The organism is Paraclostridium sp. AKS73, from assembly GCF_025671395.1.
GTDB classification, from domain to species: Bacteria; Bacillota; Clostridia; order Peptostreptococcales; family Peptostreptococcaceae; genus Paraclostridium; species Paraclostridium benzoelyticum.
Genome location: NZ_JAIXHU010000003.1, coordinates 86,088 through 104,953, shown reverse-complemented (window position 1 = coordinate 104,953; position 18,866 = coordinate 86,088). Strand labels below are relative to the sequence as shown.

Here is an 18,866-nt window from a genome sequence, read left to right as displayed (position 1 = left end):
AAATAACATATAAAGGGTTTTTATATCATAAATCTAATTGTATATATACATTAAAATTTATATTTCACAACGTATATACTTTGAAGCAATTCAAAAGGGAGTTGAAAAACGAAGTGTTAGAATCTATACAAGATAAAAATATTATTACAGATAGACTAATACTAAGGAAATTCAATATAAGTGATACTAGAGATATGTTTAAAAACTGGGCATCTGACAGTGAAGTAACTAAGTTTTTACAATGGGAACCTCACATAAGTGAGGAATATACAAAATCAGTAATTGAAACATGGATTAGAGATTATAAAACTGAAATGTCATATCACTGGGCAGTTGAACTAAAAGAAACAAAAGAAGTTATTGGAGAAATATATATATTTAATATAAAGCAGAAAAGAAGGTGTTGTGAAATTGGAATATGTATAAGTAAGAGATTTTGGAATGAAGGGATTTCTACAGAAGCATTAGCTTCAGCTATAAATTTCATATTTAAAGAAACTGAGCTATGGAGAATTATTGCTATGCATGATGTTGAAAACATAGCATCTAAAAAGGTAATACTTAAAAGTAAAATGAAATACGAAGGAGAGTTTAAATGTAAAACAAACCTAGCTGTCTATTCTATATCAAAGAAAAATAAAAAAATTATTTGTAGGATATAAAACGGAATTATATTATTGTATTTATAAGCTATTATAAAAATTAATATTAGGAGGGTACATGAAAAAATATTATCTAGCATATGATGAAAGATATAAAAAAGCACATTCTGAGGGGGTTTTATGGTTTTCTAAGAATCCAACTCCAGATTTGTTAAAGTGGATTGAGTACTATGATATATCAAAGCAAGATAAAATATGTGAAGTTGGATGTGGAGAAGGAAGAGATACTTTGTACCTAGGAATTAAAGGATATAAAGTAAAAGGAATTGATGCATCAGAATCTGCAATAAGTAAGTGTAAAGAGTTAGCTAATAAAAACTTAGAAAATGTTGAATTTGAAGTTGAAGAAATAATAAACTTAGATAATAGTAAAATTACAAAATATAAATGGATATATACAGTAGGAGTTTTACACATGCTTGTAGATGATAGTGATAGAAATTTATTTTTAAAATCAATTTATAATATGCTAGATACAGGAGGTCATGCACTCTTAGTAAATATGGGAGATGGAGAAGTGGAGATAAAAACTGATACATCTAAAGCATTTGAAATACAAGAAAGAAATAATAATAGCGAAGGTAAAAAAGTTATGGTTGCATCTACTTCATATAGATCTATAAATTGGAAAAATCATATAAAGGAATTAGAAGATGTTGGTTTTTTAATTGAAAAAACTGTAAATACACAAAACAATGAGTATGGAAATTGTATGGTTGTATATTTAAAAAAATCTTAAAGTAATACAGAGAAAAGAGGGAGTTTAAACTCCTTCTTTTTTTTAAAAAGTACAAATAACATTTGAATTGCTACTTAAAGGTAACCTTATTTTTTCAGAAATTTAGTTAATAAATTTACATTTATTAAAGGATTTCAAGCATATATATCTAAAATATATCAAAGTAAGAGAATAAATAGGATAATAAAAAAATAAAATTATTTTAAGTGTAAAATTTTAAAATAAATAATTTAGGGGGATATAAATGATAATTTGCAAAAATTTATTCATAAGAACATTAGAATTGGGAGATGAAGAGTTTTTATACAAATGGTGGAATGATGGAGAAATGATGGAACATTCTACTCATGCATTTGGAGTTTTAAATAGCAAGGAAGCTATAAAGCGCAAGTTATTCAAAGAGTTTGAAAATGAAACAATGTTTCCAACAGATAAAAGATTTATAATTTGTAAAAAAGATGATTCAACACCAATAGGTGAAATTAATTATTGTAATTGGGATAGTAGAAGCCAAAAAGCAGAATTAGGAATAAAAATTTGCAATTTAGATGAACAAGGTAAAGGTTATGGATTAGATGCTCTATATCATTTTATAGATTTTATGTTTAAGTTTTTAAATTTAAATAAAATAGAGTTAACAACGATGGCTGACAATAAAAGAGCGCAACAATTATATAAAAAACTTGGGTTTAAAAATATAGGAATAATTAGAGATGGGTACTTCGATAGTAGATTTGGTGAATTTTCAGATGTGGTTTATATGGACTTAATAAAAAAAGAATGGGAAATTTATAAATATGAATTTGAAAAGGAATTTTTAATGACATATAGATAAGTTATATTTTATACAAAAATATAATGATGATTTTAAATTGAATTATATATTAAAGGAATATTTAACATATAAAACTTTAATATATAATTCAATAAATTTAACAAATTAATCAGTATAACCAGTGAGTTCTTTATGATTTCGTAGAGCTCCAATAGAAGAAATTATAGTTAAAATTAAATAAATAAATACGAAGCTACTGCTACATGAAATATTCCATATAGTAGCTAGAAGTAATATTAATCCTAAACAAAACCAAATATCTCGTCTTAACTTCAAATCTCTGTTCATAAAAATACCACCTTTAAATTTAATATATTGTTTTAACACAAGTCTAATTGTATTTATAATTACCATAACCATAAAAAATAAACAGGAGTAAAATGATTATAGAAATTATTTTTATAATAAAATTCGACTTTAAGTTGGGAAATCCTTTAAACTTATATTATATATGATAAAAAATCTAATTAATTAATAAATATATTTTGGAGGGTAAAATGAGCAAAATCAATATAAAAAAAGTAGATGAAAATGGAGAAATACCGTATGAATTATTATATTTAGCAGATCCGTCTAAAGAATCAATAAATGAGTATATAAGTAGAGGTAATCTGTATGTTGCATCCATTGGAAATGAAGTTGTAGGTGCATATGTAATATTAAATACTAGACCATTAACTGGAGAGATTATGAATATATCAGTAAATGAAGCATATCAGAAAAAAGGTATTGGAAAAATTTTAATAGAACATGCTATAAGCACAAGTAAGAATTTAAATATTAAAACACTAGAAATTGGAACAGGAAACTCAAGTATATATCAATTAGCTTTCTATCAAAAGTGTGGATTTAGAATAACAGGGATAGATAAAGGCTTTTTTAAAAAACATTATGATGAGAAAATAATAGAAAATGGAATAGAATGTATAGATATGATTAGAATGAGTATGGATTTATAATTATATGACAGATTATAAATCATTTAATTAAAATACTATACAATTTACTTGAAATACAAATTGAAATATGATAATGTTACATAAAACAAATTATTTTGGAGGAGATTTTTAATGGCTTTTTTTAATAAGTTAGCAGGATATGGATCAATAGATAGTTCAGCAGGAAATAAAATTAAAGATTACCTAATAGATGGAGAAGAGATAATACAAGCATTTACTTTTATAAGAGACTCTATAATATTAACTAATTATGGAATATACTTAGTAGATGTTCAAGGTGTTAGTGGAAAAAAGTAGAAGTTAAATTTTTCCCTTCTAAAAACGTAAAAAGTATATCTTTTGAATCTGCATCTACATTTGATTTAGATGTTGATATAAAAATAGGAGTGGATGGAAACACGGTTATAAGTCAAAGTGGCATACCTCATAATGCACCTATTTCATTTAAAGTTCCTAAAGCTCAAGCTGAAGAAGCTAGAGAAATTGTTAAACTTGTAAAGATAAACTATTTAGTTAGATAAGTAAATATAAATTACAATAAAAATACACTTAGTAAATTACTAAGTGTATTTTTATTGTAATTCTTTAAGCAATTTATCGCAGTAATTAACCCATAAAATTTCATGCTCAAAATTAGGGATTATCCTATCGTTTAAACTTTCTATAGATTCAAGTCCCATTTCTTTAGATTTATTATGAATAGTTAAGTAAAGTTTTGTAGGTCCAGGAACCTCTTCTATTGGATGAATTTGTGCAGATATAAATTCTTTGCCGTTTTCAAATGCAGCCATAGTCCTTGAGTGACCATCTATAAGTGCATATTCTCCATTAATTACTCCAACTAGTACTGGAGGAAAGACAGGATTTTTATCCTCATTATATATTTTTCTTATTTTTCTAATTTATCTTTATTTATATAAAAATTATTTGGCCTCAATTCCTTTATTGGAAGTTCTTTTAATATCATTTTAGCCCGTTGCCAAAAATCTATAATTATCTATAAATCTTGTTTAATTCCTAATTCATAGTGTCCTATTTTGAAAACTATAAACAGTTATCTACTTTAGTTTGATATAACACTCCATAGGCGTAAATTCGGATACAACGAATCCTACATATTAGCATTATCTTGTTAGTGACGCTATGCTAATTTATAATTTGAAAGATTTATACTTGCATTTAAATCTCTATCAATAGATAAACCACAACTGCAGTTGTAAACTCTATCTTTAAGTTTTAAATCTTTATTAATCTCTCCACATTGGCTGCAAGTCTTACTTGATGGATAAAACCTATCTGCTATTACTAATTCAATTCCTCTGAACTTACATTTATATTCAATTTGTCTTTTAAATTCATAGAAACCTTGTTTTGATATAGCCTTTGATAGATGTTTATTTTTCATCATATTAGAAACTGCTAAATCTTCAATTACAACTCTATATGGTTTGGTTTTCACTATATTAGTAGTAGTTTGATGAAGATAGTTATTTCTAATGTTGGCCAATCTTCTATGTACTTGTTGTATCTGCTTTTCAAGTTTTATGATATTTTTAGTTTTGACAAGCTCCTTTCCTTTTTTATTTTGTTCATATTTCCTACTTACTTGCTTTTGTAGTCTTTTTAATCTTTTTTCGATTTTTCTAACCACATTAGTTTTATTTATATTCTTATGAACTTCACCATTAGAACATATTGCTAAATCCTTCAATCCTAAGTCAATCCCTAATGATACATCTGTTAATTCTTCTTTAATTTCTTCTTGCTCTATACCTACTGAAATATACCAGTATTTGTTATCATATGAGATGCGAGGATCAGAATACTTGACACCAATAGGTAGTTGTTCATTGGTTTTTATCCAACCAACTTTTTCAATATTAACTAACTTTCCTTCTTTAACCTTTAACTTGCAGTTATCGTTGTAGAAGGACTTTTTACTTTTCCTTCTACTCTTAAATCGTGGTTTGTCTGATACCCCTTTGAAAAATCTCTTATAGCTATCACAAGCATCTTTAACTGATTGTTTAGCCACATTATTAGATACCTCTTTAAGCCAACTTAATTCAGTTTTCTTTAATTGACTTATCTCTTTTCTCAATTCACTATCTGAAATGAATTTACCACCATTTTTATAATTTTCTTCTTGTTTAGCAAGTGTCCAATTATATATAAATCTTGTAGTACCTACGGATTGCAATAACTTCTGTTCTTGTAACTCACTTGGGTATAGCCTAACTTTCTTCGATAATATCATCTTCAAATAACTCCTTAATCATTTTCTTAGCCTTATGACTTCTTTTACTTTGAAGTCTTGCACTAAATACAGTTACTATTTGTATCATGTCTTCAACTAATTCTTGTTCACTACTTCTTTCAGTGTTATCAATTATTTCAATAGTAGTTCCATATTTATCACAAAGATTTTCTATTAATTCATATCCAAACCTAATTAATCTATCTTTGTAAAGGACTACGATTTTATCTACCTCTGAATTAGTTATCATATCTATTAGTTGATTTAATCCTTTTTTATTGTAGTCAATCCCACTTCCTATGTCTGTTATGATTTCAAATTGATACCCTTTAGCAAACATATATGTTTCAATATTTTCTATTTGCCTTTGTAAATCATCTTTTTGTTTGTGTGAACTAACTCTACAATATCCAATAGTCTTTTTATTTAGTCCCTTCCCTTGTTTTAATCCTAAAAAATGATTAAGTTACTCTTGCGAATAATACCTTGTACCACCTTCGGTTATATGATGTGGTTTCAAACTCCTTTTGTGATCCCAATTTCTAAGAGTTTGAACTGTTTTGCCTATTTTCTTTTCAAATTTTCCTATTGAGTAATATTTCATTTATTTATCACCTCAATAGTAGTCTATCATAATCTATAATTTTTCACTCTATTTATATATATATTTATAGATTTTATTCAACAGTCGTTACCCTCCTTTTTTTCAAATTATCAACTAGATTTAATATATTAGATATACGAGCAAAATGTCCTTTAATTTAATGTTTTTTATCAAAGCAAAGAATAAAAGAGGTAAGGAGTATAAATCGTAGAATAGTTAAATAGAAAGTAGAATTAAGACACTATATATATTAAATAAGGATATAAATAAGGAAAATAGTAAGAAATTTAAATAATTATAGTTTAGTTATAGCATAAATAGGAGGATTGTGTATGTTAAAAAACATAGGGACTGAAATTGTAGAAACAAAGAGGTTGATATTAAGAAGATATACTATAAATGATAAAGATGATATGTTTAATAATTGGACATCAGATGAAGAGGTTTCTAAGTTTTTAGCATGGAAACCACATAAAAGCGTAGATGAAACAAAATCGATACTTGAATCTTGGATTTTAGAATATGAAAATATGGATAGGTATCATTGGGGAATAGAAATAAAGTCTAATAATCAAGTTATAGGAGATATAGCAGTTTTTAACTTAAAAGAAAATCATTGTTCATGTGAAATTGGATATTGCTTATCAAGGCAATTTTGGAATAGGGGAATAATGACAGAGGCTTTGAGTGGAGTTATTGATTTTCTATTTAAGAAGGTCGGGTTAAATAGAATTGTAGCAATGCATAATGTAAATAATATTCAGTCTGGGAAAGTAATGATAAAAAGCAATATGAAATATGAAGGAACATTAAGGGAAGCGAACAGGTTAAGGGACGAAGATGGATTTTATAATTTAGCTGTGTATTCTATTTTAAAATCTGAATGGAAAAACATGTATGCTAAACAGAAGGAGTGTTAGAAATTATGAAGTTAAAAATAATTGGAAGTGGAGGATGTGTTGCACTTCCTAAGCCACTGTGTAAATGCAGGATTTGTAAAGAAGCTAGATTAAAAGGGCATCCGTATTCTAGATATGGATGCAGCTTATTTATAGAAGATTTGGGAATGTTAATAGACACCCCTGAAGATATAACTCAAGCAATCAATTTTTTAGAAATTGATGAAATAAATTATGTTTTATATGGTCATATTGATCCGGACCATACTCTTGGCATGAGGGTATTTGAACATATAAGATTAAACTGGTTAGAAATTTCTAAAGGAAAAGAATGCACTAATCCAGTAAATGTATTAGCTATGGAGCATGTAATGGAAGATATAAACTCTATAAAATTTAAATTTGGGTCATATTTAGATTATTATGAAAATGTTAGAAAGTTAATAATAAGAAAAATTATAGAAAGTTCTATAATAATAGATGGAATAAAAATAAGTTTTTTTAAGGCTAATCATGCAACTGTATTTGTATTTGAAAAAGATAATAAAAAAGTTATATACGCTCCTTGTGATGTAAAACCATTTCCAAATGATATTATATTTGAAGAAGCAGATTTACTTATAATAGGAAATACGGTTGTTGGAGACGAACTTAAAGATGGATTTATTCTAGAGGCAGATAATCCACTTAGAAAAGAGCTATTTACATTAGATGAAATACAAAATTTAAAAAATAATTATAGCATAAAAAATGTTATTATAACGCACTTAGAAGAAGATTGGGGTAAGTCTTATGATGATTATATTAAAATAGAAAAACAATATAAAAATATAAAATTTGCATATGATGGAATGAAAATTGAAATTTAGACTAATTTTAGTCCTTATTTTAACGATTTCAATCCAGTTTTATTTTAAATTACAAATCTAAGGAGTATAATAAGTTTTAAAGATTCAAAAATTGTTAAATTAGAAGTTAAGGGGGATAAAATGATAGAAGTAAACAACTTGTGCAAAGCTTTTACTAGAGTTGTAAAAGACGACAATTCTAAAAAAAAAGAAAAATTTAACTAAATTTAAAACAAAAAAAGAAGAATTTTTAGCAGTAAATAATATTTCATTTAATGCAAAAGAAGGAGAAATCTTAGGAATACTAGGTCCGAATGGAGCAGGAAAAACAACTTTACTTAGAATGCTTGGAGGAATATTAACTCCTACATCTGGACACATAGAAGTTTGCGGATATGATTATTCAATAGATAAAAATGCAGCTAAAAAAGAAATTGGATATCTATCTGGAAATACGAAACTTTACAATAGACTTTCTCCAAGAGAATTATTAACAACTTTTGCAAACTTATATGAAATGCCAAAAGATGAAATTGAAAAATCTATAAATGAAGTTATAGATATAATGGATATGGAAAGTTTTATAGATAATAGAATCGAAAACTTATCAACAGGTCAAACTCAAAGAACATCAATTGCAAGATGTCTAGTTCACTCACCTAAAATATACATATTCGATGAGCCAACACTAGGGTTAGATGTAATTAGTAGCAAGTCTATAATAGATTTTATGAAAAATGAAAAACAAAGAGGAAAAACTGTACTATACTCAACTCACTATATGGAAGAAGCTGAAACTTTGTGTGACAAAATAATTATGATACATCAAGGAGAAATTATTGCAATTGGGACTCCTGAAGAATTAAAGGAAAATACAAAAACTAACAATTTAAGAGATGCATTTATAACTCTTGCAAGTGAGAGGGGGAATTTATTTGAGGAATAAAATAGTAAAACAAATATTTAAAAAAGAAATTTTAGATATATTAAGAGATAAAAAAACTATATTTATGATGATTATACTACCAATAATTTTATACCCAATACTTATGGTAGGTATGACTCAAGTTATGTCTATGTCCATGAATAGTATGGAGAAAGAAAATATAAATATAGCTTTTGATAAAAATCCAAATAAGCTTTAGTTTCAGTAATAGATGAAACTAATAAAGAAAGAAAAAAGATAATAGTGAAGTAGGGCAGATAGAGTTAAAAACTACAGATGACTATAAAAAAGATTTAAAAGATGGAAATATAGATGCTTATATAAATATAAATGATAAAAATGGATACCTAAATTTTAATGTTTATATAGACTCATCTGAAAATTCATCAAGCATTGCACAAGAAGAAGTAGAAAAAATATTAAATACATATAAGGAAGAATTAGTAGAAAATAAAATAAAAGAAAGTGGATTAGATATAAAGTCAACGCTTGAACCGTTAAGTTATAAAACTTTAGATGTGGCAAAAAATGAAGAAGTAGCAGGTCATTTTATAGGTCAGATATTACCATTTGTATTAATTATGGGACTTTTAATGGGAGCTATATACCCTGCGATAGATGTTATGGCAGGAGAAAAAGAAAGAGGTACTTTAGAAACTTTATTTACACTACCTATAACAAATTTAGAATTGGTTATGGGAAAATATTTAGCTGTATCGCTTTGTGCAGTGGTTTCTGCAATCTTAAATATTTTATCTATATTTATAACAATGGTATTTTTACTTGCAACTCAAGGTATGGTAAGTGAAATGGGAATGGTAAGCATTGACTATTCACAAATGATACTCCCTGGAATAATTACACTTATATGTGTTTGTTTATTTGCTATGGTAGTGTCAGCTGTAAGTATGTGTGTATGTTCTTTAGCTAAGAGCTTTAAAGATGCTCAAAACTATATAACACCAGTTACACTATTTGTTATGATACCATCTTACGTTTCTATGGTTCCTACTATTGAATTAGATAGCTTCACAGCTACAATACCTGTAGTTAATATATCTTTACTTATTAAAAGTGTACTAACATTTAATAGTAATATAAGTTTAATAGCTTTAGTTTTATTATCAAACCTTGTGTTTGTTATAATAGCTGTATTGTTATTATCGAAGATGTTTAACTCGGAAGAAATTTTATTTGGAAGTAGCAAAAACTTTGCATTACTAGAGAAAAGAAGCAACATTAAAAAAGGAGCTATGCCTTCTGTTGCGGATGGAGTTACTTTGTACGCAGTTGGAGTAGTATTGTTAATATACGTAGGAAGTTTAATTCAATTAAAATTTGGAACTGTTGGGATAGCGGCTACACAAATTATGATTATTAGTATGCCATTAATATTTGCATGGTATATTAAGTCTGATTTTAAAAATATATTTAATATAAAGATACCTAAAATACAACATGTACTAGGAGGCATAATCCTTTGGGGTGGGGTATTTGTAGTTATTAACTTAATAAGTCAAATATTACTTTATTTATTCCCTCAAAATATGCAGGTTGTAGAAGGTCTAAACGAGGCATTAAAAGTAGATGATAGTATATTATTAAATTTAATAGTTATAGCAGTTATGCCAGCTATATGCGAAGAAATATTTTTTAGAGGCTTTGTCTTTACTTCATTTACACAAAGTAAAGAGAAGAAAGCTCAATTATGGGGTGTTATCTTTAGTGGTATATTATTTGGATTTATGCACATTGACTTTATAAGAGTTATACCAACTAGTATTTTAGGAATTGCACTAGGATATGCTGTTTATAAGAGCAAATCAATATTTATACCTATGATAATGCACTTTTTAAATAATTCAATATCTGTATTTGCAATGCACTCAACAAAATCTGATGGATTAATAGGCAAATTAAATGAAGCTTTAACTATAGACTTTAGCAATTTTGAGGCATTTAAACTTATTATCCTTATAATGATAAGTTTAATATTAGTGTTTATAGGAATTAAACTACTTAGTATAAATAAGAAAAATAAAATAAAAGCTAACAATGAAAAGAGTTAATTTAATTAATCTCTTTTTTTTCGTCTTAAGGAGACTATATTTTGTCTAAAATTTTAAAATTTTATTGTGTTATTATTAAAAAAAATAATGATTATTATTAAAATTATAAATTTTACTTATAGTAAAAATAGGTATATACTATATTTGAAATTAGAAAAGCTAAAATTTGACAAAAAATGATATGAAAGCTCTTTATGAAGGAGGAATCAGTATGAAAGATATTACTGTAATAGGAGCAGGTGTAGTAGGATGTGCCATAGCTAGAGAGTTATCTAGATATGACTTAAATATATTAGTAATAGATAAAAACGAAGATGTTGCTGAGGGAATATCAAAAGCAAATAGTGGTATTATACATGGCGGATATAATGAAAAAAAGGAACTCTAAAAGCAAAATTAAATTTAGAAGGAAATGAAATGATGGATGATTTATCTAAAAAACTTCAATTTCCTTTTAAAAGAAATGGAGCTTTAGTACTAGCATTTAATGAAGAAGAATTAGAAAAAGTAAAAGAATTAAAGGCTAATGGAGATGAAATAGGTGTTAAGGGATTAGAAATTTTAAATAAAGACGAAGTTTTAGAGTTAGAGAAAAATATAAATAAAAATGTAGTTGGAGCTTTATATGTAAAAAGTTCTGGAATAGTAAGTCCTTATGAAATGACATTAGCATTAGGTGAAAATGCAGTTGAAAATGGAGTTGAATTTAAACTAGGAAATTCTGTAGTGGATATAAAAAAAGAGTTAAATTCTTATAAAATAGAACTTGATAATAAAGAAGTTGTTGAAAGTAAGCTAGTTATAAATGCAGCAGGATTAGGAGCAGATGATTTAACTTATTTAGTTAGTAATGAAAAGTATGAAATTGATCCTGTAAAGGGTGAGTATTGCTTATTTGATAAAGTTGCAGGAACATTATGTGAAAAAACTTTATTCCAAGTACCTAGTAAATTAAGTAAAGGTGTTTTAGTTACACCAACAGTAGATGGGAATTTATTAATAGGTCCTAATGCAAAACATAGTGATACTATAGAAACTTCAAGAGAAGGTATAGATGAAATATTAGAAAAGAGTCAAAAAACTATAAAAGACATTCCTGTATCAAGAGTTTTAAATACATTCAGTGGATTAAGACCTAAAGTTTGTGGGGGAGATTTTATAATAGAAGAGTCTAGAGATTGCAAAAACTTCATAAATGTAATAGGAATAGACTCACCAGGATTAACAGCAGCGCCAGCTATAGCTAAATATGTAGTAGATATAGTTTCTAAAAATATTCAATTAAAAGAAAAAGAAAACTTTAAAGAGACTAGAACTAAAATGGTTAGAATGAGTGAATTAAACATTGAAGAAAAAATAAATTAATAGCTCAAAATCCTTCTTACGGAAAAATGATATGTAAGTGTGAATTTGTAACAGAAGGTGAGATTATTGATGCAATAAGAAGACCACTAGGGGCTACGACATTAGATGGAATCAAGAGAAGAACTCGTGCCATGATGGGTGGATGTCAAGGAAGTGGATGCATGATTCCAATAAGCATGATATTAAGTAAAGAATTAGGAATAGATATAAGTAAAGTAAATAAAAACTGCAAATCTTCTACAGTTATTGGATATAAGGAGGTTTAATCATGAAAGCATATGACTTAATTATAGTTGGCGGTGGAGCAGCGGGTATACTATGTGCTATAGACGCTAACGAAAAAGGAATCAAGAATATATTATTAATTGAAAAAGACCCTGTATTAGGTGGAGATTTAAATTTAGGTGATTATAATATAAGTAAAGAAAAAACTATATTAGGAAAAGATTACAAAGTTAGTTTATTAAATAAATTAGATAAATGCGATATAGATGTAAAATTAAATACTATGGTTTTAAAAATAGAGGATAATAATGAAGTTCTTTGCACTAGTCCTGAAAATGGTATAGAAAAAATAAAAGGTACAAATATTATACTTTCAAATGGGGCAAAAGAAGGTTCAAGAAAACCTGTAAATATGGTAGGAGATAGATGTTCTGGAATTCTTACTGTAGGAATGGCTAAAAAGATATTCAATATGCCTCATATGATTCCAGGTAAAGAAATACTTATAGCTGGAAATGCTACATTGTACATGATAGAAAAGGAATTAAAAGATAACAATATAAATGTAGTAGGAATTATTACGACTGATAAAGATGCTAATACTTATGGATTAACTGATAATATATATGATAACTATTCAATAGAATCTATATATGGACAAGGAAGAATAAATAGAGTTAAGTTATCTAAAGGAGATCAAGAGATATTTGTAGATTGTGATACTTTGATATTTTCAAACCAAATGCTTTCAGATGGATTAGTAGCTATGAGAAGTGATATTAAATTAAATCAAGTAACTACAGGTCCACAAGTTGATAAAACATTTATGACATCAAGAAAAAACATATATGCATGCGGAAATGGAATCTTTATACACAATTCTATAGAAGATATAGAAAATGAATGTAAAGAAGTTATAGATAATATTGTTTGTAAGTAAGTGTTAATTTATAAAGTAAATAAAAATAATTATAGCCTATAGCGTTGTTCTATAGGCTATAATTATTTTTGAGGTGATATTATGAAACTTTCAACAGGACAAGTAAGTAAGTTATTCGGAATAAGTAAAGACACATTAAGGTATTATGACAATTTAGGAATTTTAAAGCCTGATATAAATAAACAAAATGGCTATAGATGTTATTCTCAAAAACATTTAGATCAATTGAATTTAATTCTTTTAACAAAAGATTTAGATATATCTTTATCTGATATAAAAGAAACTATAGAAAGTGAAGAACTTTGTGAATATAAAGAGTTAATTACAAAGCAAGAAAGTATGATAGAAGAAAAGATTGAAGAACTAAAGAGAAAACATGCTCAATTAAAAAATTTAAACAAAATAATCAAAACAATAGAAAATTATGAAAATGAATATAATTTTAATAATATAAGTGTATATGAAAGTACGTATAGATTTTATTGTGTTGAGATAAAGAAAATGTTGGAAAAAGAAAAAAGTTCAAAGTATGCAAAGTATTTGGAAGAAAACTTAAAATCTACGAATCAAGAATGTTACTACACTTTATACAATGTTGTTAACAATAAAGAAATTATAGAAAATGAAAGTATTTTATTTATACAAGAAGAAGAAAGGAATATAGATATAGCCAAAAAGTATATAAATGAAGGATTAGATTTATCAAAAGAAATAGTTTGTGGTAAGTTTGCATCTACTAATTTTTATGGCAATTTAGAGGAATTACATAAGTATTTAATATTGATGAACAGATATTTTAATCATAATAAGAAATTAAACATAGAAGTGCTTATAAAATATGATTTTTATATTCCTAAAAAAATTGATAATGACAAATACTTTGCCGAGATTATAATGAAACTTAATTAACTTAGATAAAAAACTAATTTTAAATATTTTTTTGATTTGTTATACAAAATAGATATGTTATTATAAGTATTAAAGATATTTTTAAAGGAGAAACATAATGAAAGTAAGAGGATTTGAAAAAGTAAGTAAAGCAGAATTTGAAAAAGCAAATGCAGATATAGCATATGAAGAGTTAACATTACCCAATAGAGCAACAAAATTTGCTGCAGGATATGACATAAAAAGTACATTGAATTTTACATTGGAACCAGGAGAAGATATAGTAATTCCAACTGGTTTTAAAGCATATATGCAAGTTGGAGAAATGCTAGCATTATTTCCAAGAAGTGGAATGGGATTTAAATATCAAATACAATTAGCAAATACTGTAGGTATAGGCGATGGTGACTATTATAATTGTGAATCTAATGAAGGTCATTATTTTATAAAATTAGTTAATAGAGGAAAAAAATCATGGGAAGTTAAAGTAGGTGATGGTATAGGACAAGCTATATTCATGCCAATACTTTTAGCAGACGGAGACGACTTTGAAACTGGTGAATTAAGAACTGGTGGATTTGGAAGTACAGGTAAATAATTAATACTCAAAAGACCCCTATGTCGTAAATTACGATATAGGGGTCTTTTGAGTATTAAAAAATTATTGACAAAAAAATTATTAATAGAATAAAATATTAATGAAATTAATTATCATTATAAAATGATACAAAATATGAATTGATAAAAATTCTAAAAATAAAAGGAGAATGAGCATGAGATTAGTTTATTCATTAATATTCACAGCAGCGCTCGCACTAATTTATACAAAAGGTATAAAAAAGCATTCTAAAATTTTTTATAGTATAGCTACGGCTATAGCATCTATTACAATGATTTATGAAATTTATAGGTTAATAAGCGATACAAAAATGCAAGGATTTATAGGTGAATTAGAAAAAGCTTTTATGAAAGGAAATGTATCAATAGCATTTTTCTTATTGGTAATGTTTGCAGGAGCATTAAATCCTAAGTGGAAATTAACAAAAAAGTTATTAAGCATAAGAGCTGAATCTGCTATACTAGGGTGTATACTTTTACTTCCACATGGAATAATGTATCTAGTACGTTTTGTTAATAAAATATTAGTTCATAAGCCGATAACAACACTTTACATAGTATATTTGATAGTTGGATTAATAGCATTTATAATAATGATACCACTATTTATAACTTCATTTAAAAATATTAGGTCAAAAATGTCATATGCAGACTGGAAAAAGGTTCAAAGGTGGGCATATCCATTTTACTTTTTAGTATATGTACATATAGTACTTGCCCTTCTAAATGATGATGAGATTGATATAATTAAGTTAAGTATATATACCGTATTATTTTTAGGGTATTTCCTAATTAAAATTATAAAAAATTATAAGTTGAAAAATAAAAATACTAATAGATAATTTAGTATAAACATATAAAATGGATACTTTAAATATTTAAAGTATCCATTTTATGATTCTAAGATTACTGTCAATTTAATGTTACAAAATAAAATAGGAAAATATGGTATTATATAGAGAGAGATAGACAATAAGGAGTTGATCAACAATGTTAGACTTTACTTTTCACAATCCAACTAAAATAGTATTTGGAAAAGATAAAATAGAAGAATTAAATTCACTTATACCAGAGGCTGCAAGAGTTTTAGTCCTTTATGGTGGAGGAAGTATTAAAAAATTTGGAACTTTAGACAAGGTAAAAGAGGCTTTAAAAGGTCGTGAAATATTTGAATTTTCGGGTATAGAACCAAATCCAAAATATGAAACATTAATAAAAGCGGCAGAATTAGTTAAAAAAGAAAATATAGATTTTTTATTAGCTGTTGGTGGAGGTTCAGTAATGGACGGAACTAAGTTTGTAAACTTAGCAGCTAACTATGAAGGTGAAGACAAAACAGATTTATTAAACTATGGTTTTAAACCTGTTCCAGTTTCTAAGGGGTTACCTATAGGAACAGTGGTTACACTTCCGGCAACTGGATCAGAAATGAATGGAGGAGCGGTTATTTCTTACAATGGAGGTAAATTCTCTGTTAGAAGTCCTTTATCATTCCCTACATTTTCAATATTAGACCCAACACTGACATTTACTTTGCCTAAGACACAAGTAGCAAATGGAGTAGTAGATACATATATACATGTACTAGAACAATACGCTACATATCCTGTTGATGCAAGATTTCAAGATAGAACAGCAGAAGGAATATTAAAGACGTTAATAGAAATTGGAAGAGACACTATAGATAATCCAATAGATTATGATTTAAGAGCGAATTTAGTTTGGTGCGCAACGATGGGACTTAATGGTCTTATAGCTGCAGGAGTTCCTCAAGATTGGACAACACATAAAATAGGACATGAATTAACGGCTTTATATGGAATAGATCATGCTAAAACCTTAGCAGCTATACTTCCAGCACTTTGGGAAGTTAGAAGAAATGAGAAAGGATCTAAATTAGTTCAATATGCTGAGCGCGTATGGGATATAAAAGAAGGTAGCGATGATGAAAAAATAGATATAGCAATAAGAAAAACTCGTGAGTTTTTTGAAAGCTTAGATATGCCAACTCATTTATCGGTATATGGGCTTAAAGAAGAAGATGTAGATACTGTTGTAAATTCTCTTGATTGTCATGGGATGACAAACTTATCAGAAAGAGGAGATTTGGGATTAAATATAAGCCGCAAAATAATAGAAAAAGCACTTTAATTATTTTGTTTTAAATTAAAATAAAAGCTATAGTTTTATAATTTATAAAACTATAGCTTTTATTTATAAATAGAAAAATATAGTATATGAAATTAGTGGACCGAAAAATTAAAAAACAAAAAATGAGTTATTTAAGTATAAAATGAGAATAATAAAACTACTAAAACTAAAAGGAGACTAATTATGCTAAGGACAAAAATTACAATTTTAATTTTAGTGGCTTTAATGGGAAGCACAATAATATCAAATGCAAATGAAGTTAATACACAAGACCTGATTTTAGGTGGATGTAAGTTAAAACAATGTGAAGTAAAAAGCGATAAAAGAACAAAAAATTATGACGAAGAAAATATTATAGAGAGATTTTTCAGACCATCTAAACTTCCAATTTTAAATGATAAAGATGAAAGTTCTCTTTATAATATGTATGGTAGTAAAGATATAAACTTAAAGATACCCAACAATCTTTTAAAAACTCCAGAAGATACAATAATAAATTATTTTAGTGTTTTAAGAGAAGCTGCAAATCCAACTGAAGATAATCATACAGGATGTGGATCTTTAGGGGACACAAGAGGGCCTTACCCTGTTGCATATAATTTTTTATCCAATTCATATAAGCAAGGTCATAGTTATGAAGAATATTTAAAATCATTTGAAAATAAACTTCATATAAATTTAATTAAACTTAATAAGTTGCCTAGCGATGAAAACAATAAAAAAGATTTAAAATATTTTGTTGAATTAGAAATAATAGAAGGAACCAATGAAAAGAAAGGTGTTTTGCCTACTATTATGGATATATTTATCTTAACAAAGAAAATGGAGTTTACAAGATAAAAGATATGCAGTATGCACCTGAGAATTATTTATGTGCACCATATCATGGTTGGAACTATGATGCCAAACTAGTAGTAGAGATTAAGTATAGAGATTGGTGTTCTTTAGTATCAGGAGATGTAAAAGTAAAACAAGATGGTTATGAGAAAAAAGTATATTTTAAAGATAAGGATGGAAATCAGTATTATGTGCTTTTCTATCAATTAACTAATGGATATGATATAAAAATAGCTGACTACAAGAAAAATAAGAATGGTAAGTGGGAAGTTATATATATAAATCCTGAGAGCTGTTTAGAAAAGAAAAATTCTTAGAAGAAAAAATCCGAGTATATTAAATTAACTCGGATTTTTTCTAAGTAAATATAACATTTAACTATCAACATATAAAGTATAGTTATTATAATTAATATCAATTAAACAGAGTCAAAAACGACTTTAATATATATTTGTAATATTATTAATTAATGCTAAAATAGAGTAAGGAGGGCATTATGAAGAAAATTTTAGATTATATAAACAACGTAAGTGAAGGTAAATTCATAGCCTTATCTATACTAGTAGCATTAGTCTTTACGGTACCTTTTGATTTTTTAAAAATTTATTCTAACACATACAGGAGGTTAGAATTTTCAGGGACTATGTCATTGGGATGGGATTTTTTAGTAGCTGTTATTATAGGACCAATTGTTGAATCTATATTAATAGTTATAGTTAGTAAACTTATAGGGCAGTCAACAGATAATAAATTTATGATAACATTTATAACTGCAATACTACTTTCAGGAATTCAAAACTATAGTTTACCTTATGCAATTATAATTTTTATACCATCTTTCATTTTTGTTTCAGCATACACATTATATAATAATAATAAAAATTTAATTCATTTTCAATAATGGTAATTATAAATATGCTATATAGTGTTATACAAATTGGATTTACAATTTTAGCAAAAATTATTTAAGTAAAAACTATGGTCTAAAATAGTCCATAGTTTTTTATTTGTTTGAATAAATGAA

Annotated in this window: 23 protein-coding genes and 3 pseudogenes; 22 read left to right on the top strand and 4 right to left on the bottom strand. The window is 26.7% G+C overall.

Features of this window, described 5'->3' with window-relative positions; genetic code table 11:
* Positions 1–101: 101 nt before the first annotated feature.
* The 3 genes from LEQ07_RS03220 (at position 102) to LEQ07_RS03210 (ending at position 2,236) form a co-directional block, all read left to right on the top strand.
* The gene (locus tag LEQ07_RS03220) at positions 102–662 is read left to right on the top strand and encodes a GNAT family N-acetyltransferase (protein ID WP_263329506.1); all 561 of its coding nucleotides are present in this window, start codon (positions 102–104) and stop codon (positions 660–662) included.
* A gap of 58 nt (positions 663–720) precedes the next feature.
* Positions 721–1,401, top strand: a complete 681-nt coding sequence (locus LEQ07_RS03215; RefSeq protein ID WP_263329505.1) for a class I SAM-dependent methyltransferase — start codon at positions 721–723, stop codon at positions 1,399–1,401.
* A gap of 244 nt (positions 1,402–1,645) precedes the next feature.
* A complete protein-coding gene (locus LEQ07_RS03210; RefSeq protein ID WP_046821710.1) occupies positions 1,646–2,236 on the top strand; it encodes a GNAT family N-acetyltransferase in 591 nt (196 codons plus the stop codon).
* A gap of 105 nt (positions 2,237–2,341) precedes the next feature.
* On the opposite strand, the gene LEQ07_RS03205 is transcribed toward LEQ07_RS03210, so the two are convergent.
* Positions 2,342–2,524 carry a hypothetical protein gene (locus LEQ07_RS03205; RefSeq protein ID WP_046822678.1) on the bottom strand — a complete coding sequence of 61 codons (183 nt, stop codon included), beginning with the start codon at positions 2,522–2,524 and terminating at the stop codon, positions 2,342–2,344.
* A gap of 209 nt (positions 2,525–2,733) precedes the next feature.
* Between LEQ07_RS03205 and LEQ07_RS03200 the strand changes: the two genes are divergently transcribed.
* From LEQ07_RS03200 to LEQ07_RS03190, 3 genes and pseudogenes are all read left to right on the top strand, one after another.
* Positions 2,734–3,195, top strand: coding sequence for a GNAT family N-acetyltransferase (locus LEQ07_RS03200; RefSeq protein WP_263329504.1), 462 nt, complete (start codon positions 2,734–2,736; stop codon positions 3,193–3,195).
* A 111-nt stretch (positions 3,196–3,306) separates the two neighbouring features.
* Positions 3,307–3,545, top strand: a pseudogene (locus LEQ07_RS03195) (PH domain-containing protein); the annotation flags it as partial.
* 36 nt (positions 3,546–3,581) lie between these two features.
* Positions 3,582–3,716 (top strand): hypothetical protein, encoded by a 135-nt coding sequence (locus LEQ07_RS03190; RefSeq protein ID WP_263329501.1) that lies wholly within the window; start codon positions 3,582–3,584, stop codon positions 3,714–3,716.
* Between the two features lie 51 nt (positions 3,717–3,767).
* On the opposite strand, the gene LEQ07_RS03185 is transcribed toward LEQ07_RS03190, so the two are convergent.
* The 3 genes and pseudogenes from LEQ07_RS03185 to LEQ07_RS03175 form a co-directional block, all read right to left on the bottom strand.
* On the bottom strand, positions 3,768–3,986 hold the full coding sequence (locus LEQ07_RS03185) for a hypothetical protein (RefSeq protein WP_263329500.1): 219 nt from the start codon (positions 3,984–3,986) through the stop codon (positions 3,768–3,770).
* A 350-nt stretch (positions 3,987–4,336) separates the two neighbouring features.
* Positions 4,337–5,452, bottom strand: coding sequence for an RNA-guided endonuclease InsQ/TnpB family protein (locus LEQ07_RS03180; RefSeq protein WP_263329499.1), 1,116 nt, complete (start codon positions 5,450–5,452; stop codon positions 4,337–4,339).
* Positions 5,430–6,056 (bottom strand): annotated as a pseudogene (locus tag LEQ07_RS03175) (IS607 family transposase). Before LEQ07_RS03175 ends, LEQ07_RS03180 begins: the two are co-directional and overlap by 23 nt.
* Positions 6,057–6,388: 332 nt before the next feature.
* On the opposite strand from LEQ07_RS03175, the gene LEQ07_RS03170 reads away from it, so the two are divergent.
* The 16 genes and pseudogenes from LEQ07_RS03170 (at position 6,389) to LEQ07_RS03105 (ending at position 18,743) form a co-directional block, all read left to right on the top strand.
* Positions 6,389–6,976 (top strand): GNAT family N-acetyltransferase, encoded by a 588-nt coding sequence (locus LEQ07_RS03170; RefSeq protein WP_263329498.1) that lies wholly within the window; start codon positions 6,389–6,391, stop codon positions 6,974–6,976.
* Positions 6,977–6,981: 5 nt separating this feature from the next.
* Positions 6,982–7,824, top strand: a complete 843-nt coding sequence (locus LEQ07_RS03165) for an MBL fold metallo-hydrolase (protein WP_263329497.1) — start codon at positions 6,982–6,984, stop codon at positions 7,822–7,824.
* 120 nt (positions 7,825–7,944) lie between these two features.
* Positions 7,945–8,749 (top strand): annotated as a pseudogene (locus LEQ07_RS03160) (ABC transporter ATP-binding protein).
* A complete protein-coding gene (locus LEQ07_RS03155) occupies positions 8,739–8,948 on the top strand; it encodes a hypothetical protein (RefSeq protein WP_263329496.1) in 210 nt (69 codons plus the stop codon). The pseudogene LEQ07_RS03160 and the gene LEQ07_RS03155 overlap by 11 nt, the downstream one beginning before the upstream one ends.
* Positions 8,949–9,006: 58 nt before the next feature.
* The gene (locus LEQ07_RS03150; protein WP_317852004.1) at positions 9,007–10,818 is read left to right on the top strand and encodes an ABC transporter permease subunit/CPBP intramembrane protease; all 1,812 of its coding nucleotides are present in this window, start codon (positions 9,007–9,009) and stop codon (positions 10,816–10,818) included.
* Between the two features lie 211 nt (positions 10,819–11,029).
* Positions 11,030–11,206 carry an FAD-dependent oxidoreductase gene (locus LEQ07_RS20615; RefSeq protein ID WP_334307496.1) on the top strand — a complete coding sequence of 59 codons (177 nt, stop codon included), beginning with the start codon at positions 11,030–11,032 and terminating at the stop codon, positions 11,204–11,206.
* A 29-nt stretch (positions 11,207–11,235) separates the two neighbouring features.
* Positions 11,236–12,183 (top strand): NAD(P)/FAD-dependent oxidoreductase, encoded by a 948-nt coding sequence (locus LEQ07_RS03145; protein ID WP_334307495.1) that lies wholly within the window; start codon positions 11,236–11,238, stop codon positions 12,181–12,183.
* A 26-nt stretch (positions 12,184–12,209) separates the two neighbouring features.
* Complete coding sequence (locus LEQ07_RS20610; protein ID WP_332842869.1) at positions 12,210–12,449, top strand: (2Fe-2S)-binding protein; 240 nt, start codon at positions 12,210–12,212, stop codon at positions 12,447–12,449.
* A 2-nt stretch (positions 12,450–12,451) separates the two neighbouring features.
* Positions 12,452–13,348: an FAD-dependent oxidoreductase gene (locus LEQ07_RS03140; RefSeq protein WP_263329495.1), complete on the top strand. Its 897-nt coding sequence runs from the start codon at positions 12,452–12,454 to the stop codon at positions 13,346–13,348.
* Between the two features lie 81 nt (positions 13,349–13,429).
* Positions 13,430–14,257 (top strand): MerR family transcriptional regulator, encoded by an 828-nt coding sequence (locus LEQ07_RS03135; RefSeq protein ID WP_263329494.1) that lies wholly within the window; start codon positions 13,430–13,432, stop codon positions 14,255–14,257.
* Between the two features lie 97 nt (positions 14,258–14,354).
* Complete coding sequence (locus LEQ07_RS03130) at positions 14,355–14,834, top strand: dUTPase (protein ID WP_021430828.1); 480 nt, start codon at positions 14,355–14,357, stop codon at positions 14,832–14,834.
* A 175-nt stretch (positions 14,835–15,009) separates the two neighbouring features.
* Positions 15,010–15,696 (top strand): ferric reductase-like transmembrane domain-containing protein, encoded by a 687-nt coding sequence (locus LEQ07_RS03125; RefSeq protein ID WP_046823985.1) that lies wholly within the window; start codon positions 15,010–15,012, stop codon positions 15,694–15,696.
* A 148-nt stretch (positions 15,697–15,844) separates the two neighbouring features.
* Positions 15,845–17,005, top strand: coding sequence for an iron-containing alcohol dehydrogenase (locus tag LEQ07_RS03120; RefSeq protein WP_046821688.1), 1,161 nt, complete (start codon positions 15,845–15,847; stop codon positions 17,003–17,005).
* Positions 17,006–17,188: 183 nt separating this feature from the next.
* Positions 17,189–17,845, top strand: coding sequence for a hypothetical protein (locus LEQ07_RS03115; RefSeq protein ID WP_263329493.1), 657 nt, complete (start codon positions 17,189–17,191; stop codon positions 17,843–17,845).
* 5 nt (positions 17,846–17,850) lie between these two features.
* Positions 17,851–18,159, top strand: coding sequence for a hypothetical protein (locus LEQ07_RS03110; protein ID WP_263329492.1), 309 nt, complete (start codon positions 17,851–17,853; stop codon positions 18,157–18,159).
* 179 nt (positions 18,160–18,338) lie between these two features.
* Positions 18,339–18,743 (top strand): hypothetical protein, encoded by a 405-nt coding sequence (locus LEQ07_RS03105; RefSeq protein WP_263329491.1) that lies wholly within the window; start codon positions 18,339–18,341, stop codon positions 18,741–18,743.
* Positions 18,744–18,866 lie beyond the last annotated feature (123 nt).

What these genes read in the sequence shown, in the direction of transcription:
- LEQ07_RS03120 (WP_046821688.1), top strand. Translation starts at nt 15,845, where the DNA reads ATGTTAGACTTTACTTTTCACAATCCAACTAAAATAGTATTTGGAAAA.
- LEQ07_RS03215 (WP_263329505.1), top strand. Translation starts at nt 721, where the DNA reads ATGAAAAAATATTATCTAGCATATGATGAAAGATATAAAAAAGCACAT.
- LEQ07_RS03130 (WP_021430828.1), top strand. Translation starts at nt 14,355, where the DNA reads ATGAAAGTAAGAGGATTTGAAAAAGTAAGTAAAGCAGAATTTGAAAAA.
- LEQ07_RS03170 (WP_263329498.1), top strand. Translation starts at nt 6,389, where the DNA reads ATGTTAAAAAACATAGGGACTGAAATTGTAGAAACAAAGAGGTTGATA.
- LEQ07_RS03200 (WP_263329504.1), top strand. Translation starts at nt 2,734, where the DNA reads ATGAGCAAAATCAATATAAAAAAAGTAGATGAAAATGGAGAAATACCG.
- LEQ07_RS03205 (WP_046822678.1), bottom strand. Translation starts at nt 2,524, where the DNA reads ATGAACAGAGATTTGAAGTTAAGACGAGATATTTGGTTTTGTTTAGGA.
- LEQ07_RS03145 (WP_334307495.1), top strand. Translation starts at nt 11,236, where the DNA reads ATGATGGATGATTTATCTAAAAAACTTCAATTTCCTTTTAAAAGAAAT.
- LEQ07_RS03115 (WP_263329493.1), top strand. Translation starts at nt 17,189, where the DNA reads ATGCTAAGGACAAAAATTACAATTTTAATTTTAGTGGCTTTAATGGGA.
- LEQ07_RS20615 (WP_334307496.1), top strand. Translation starts at nt 11,030, where the DNA reads ATGAAAGATATTACTGTAATAGGAGCAGGTGTAGTAGGATGTGCCATA.
- LEQ07_RS03185 (WP_263329500.1), bottom strand. Translation starts at nt 3,986, where the DNA reads ATGGCTGCATTTGAAAACGGCAAAGAATTTATATCTGCACAAATTCAT.
- LEQ07_RS03210 (WP_046821710.1), top strand. Translation starts at nt 1,646, where the DNA reads ATGATAATTTGCAAAAATTTATTCATAAGAACATTAGAATTGGGAGAT.
- LEQ07_RS20610 (WP_332842869.1), top strand. Translation starts at nt 12,210, where the DNA reads ATGATATGTAAGTGTGAATTTGTAACAGAAGGTGAGATTATTGATGCA.
- LEQ07_RS03110 (WP_263329492.1), top strand. Translation starts at nt 17,851, where the DNA reads ATGCAGTATGCACCTGAGAATTATTTATGTGCACCATATCATGGTTGG.
- LEQ07_RS03180 (WP_263329499.1), bottom strand. Translation starts at nt 5,452, where the DNA reads ATGATATTATCGAAGAAAGTTAGGCTATACCCAAGTGAGTTACAAGAA.
- LEQ07_RS03105 (WP_263329491.1), top strand. Translation starts at nt 18,339, where the DNA reads ATGAAGAAAATTTTAGATTATATAAACAACGTAAGTGAAGGTAAATTC.
- LEQ07_RS03165 (WP_263329497.1), top strand. Translation starts at nt 6,982, where the DNA reads ATGAAGTTAAAAATAATTGGAAGTGGAGGATGTGTTGCACTTCCTAAG.
- LEQ07_RS03135 (WP_263329494.1), top strand. Translation starts at nt 13,430, where the DNA reads ATGAAACTTTCAACAGGACAAGTAAGTAAGTTATTCGGAATAAGTAAA.
- LEQ07_RS03140 (WP_263329495.1), top strand. Translation starts at nt 12,452, where the DNA reads ATGAAAGCATATGACTTAATTATAGTTGGCGGTGGAGCAGCGGGTATA.
- LEQ07_RS03125 (WP_046823985.1), top strand. Translation starts at nt 15,010, where the DNA reads ATGAGATTAGTTTATTCATTAATATTCACAGCAGCGCTCGCACTAATT.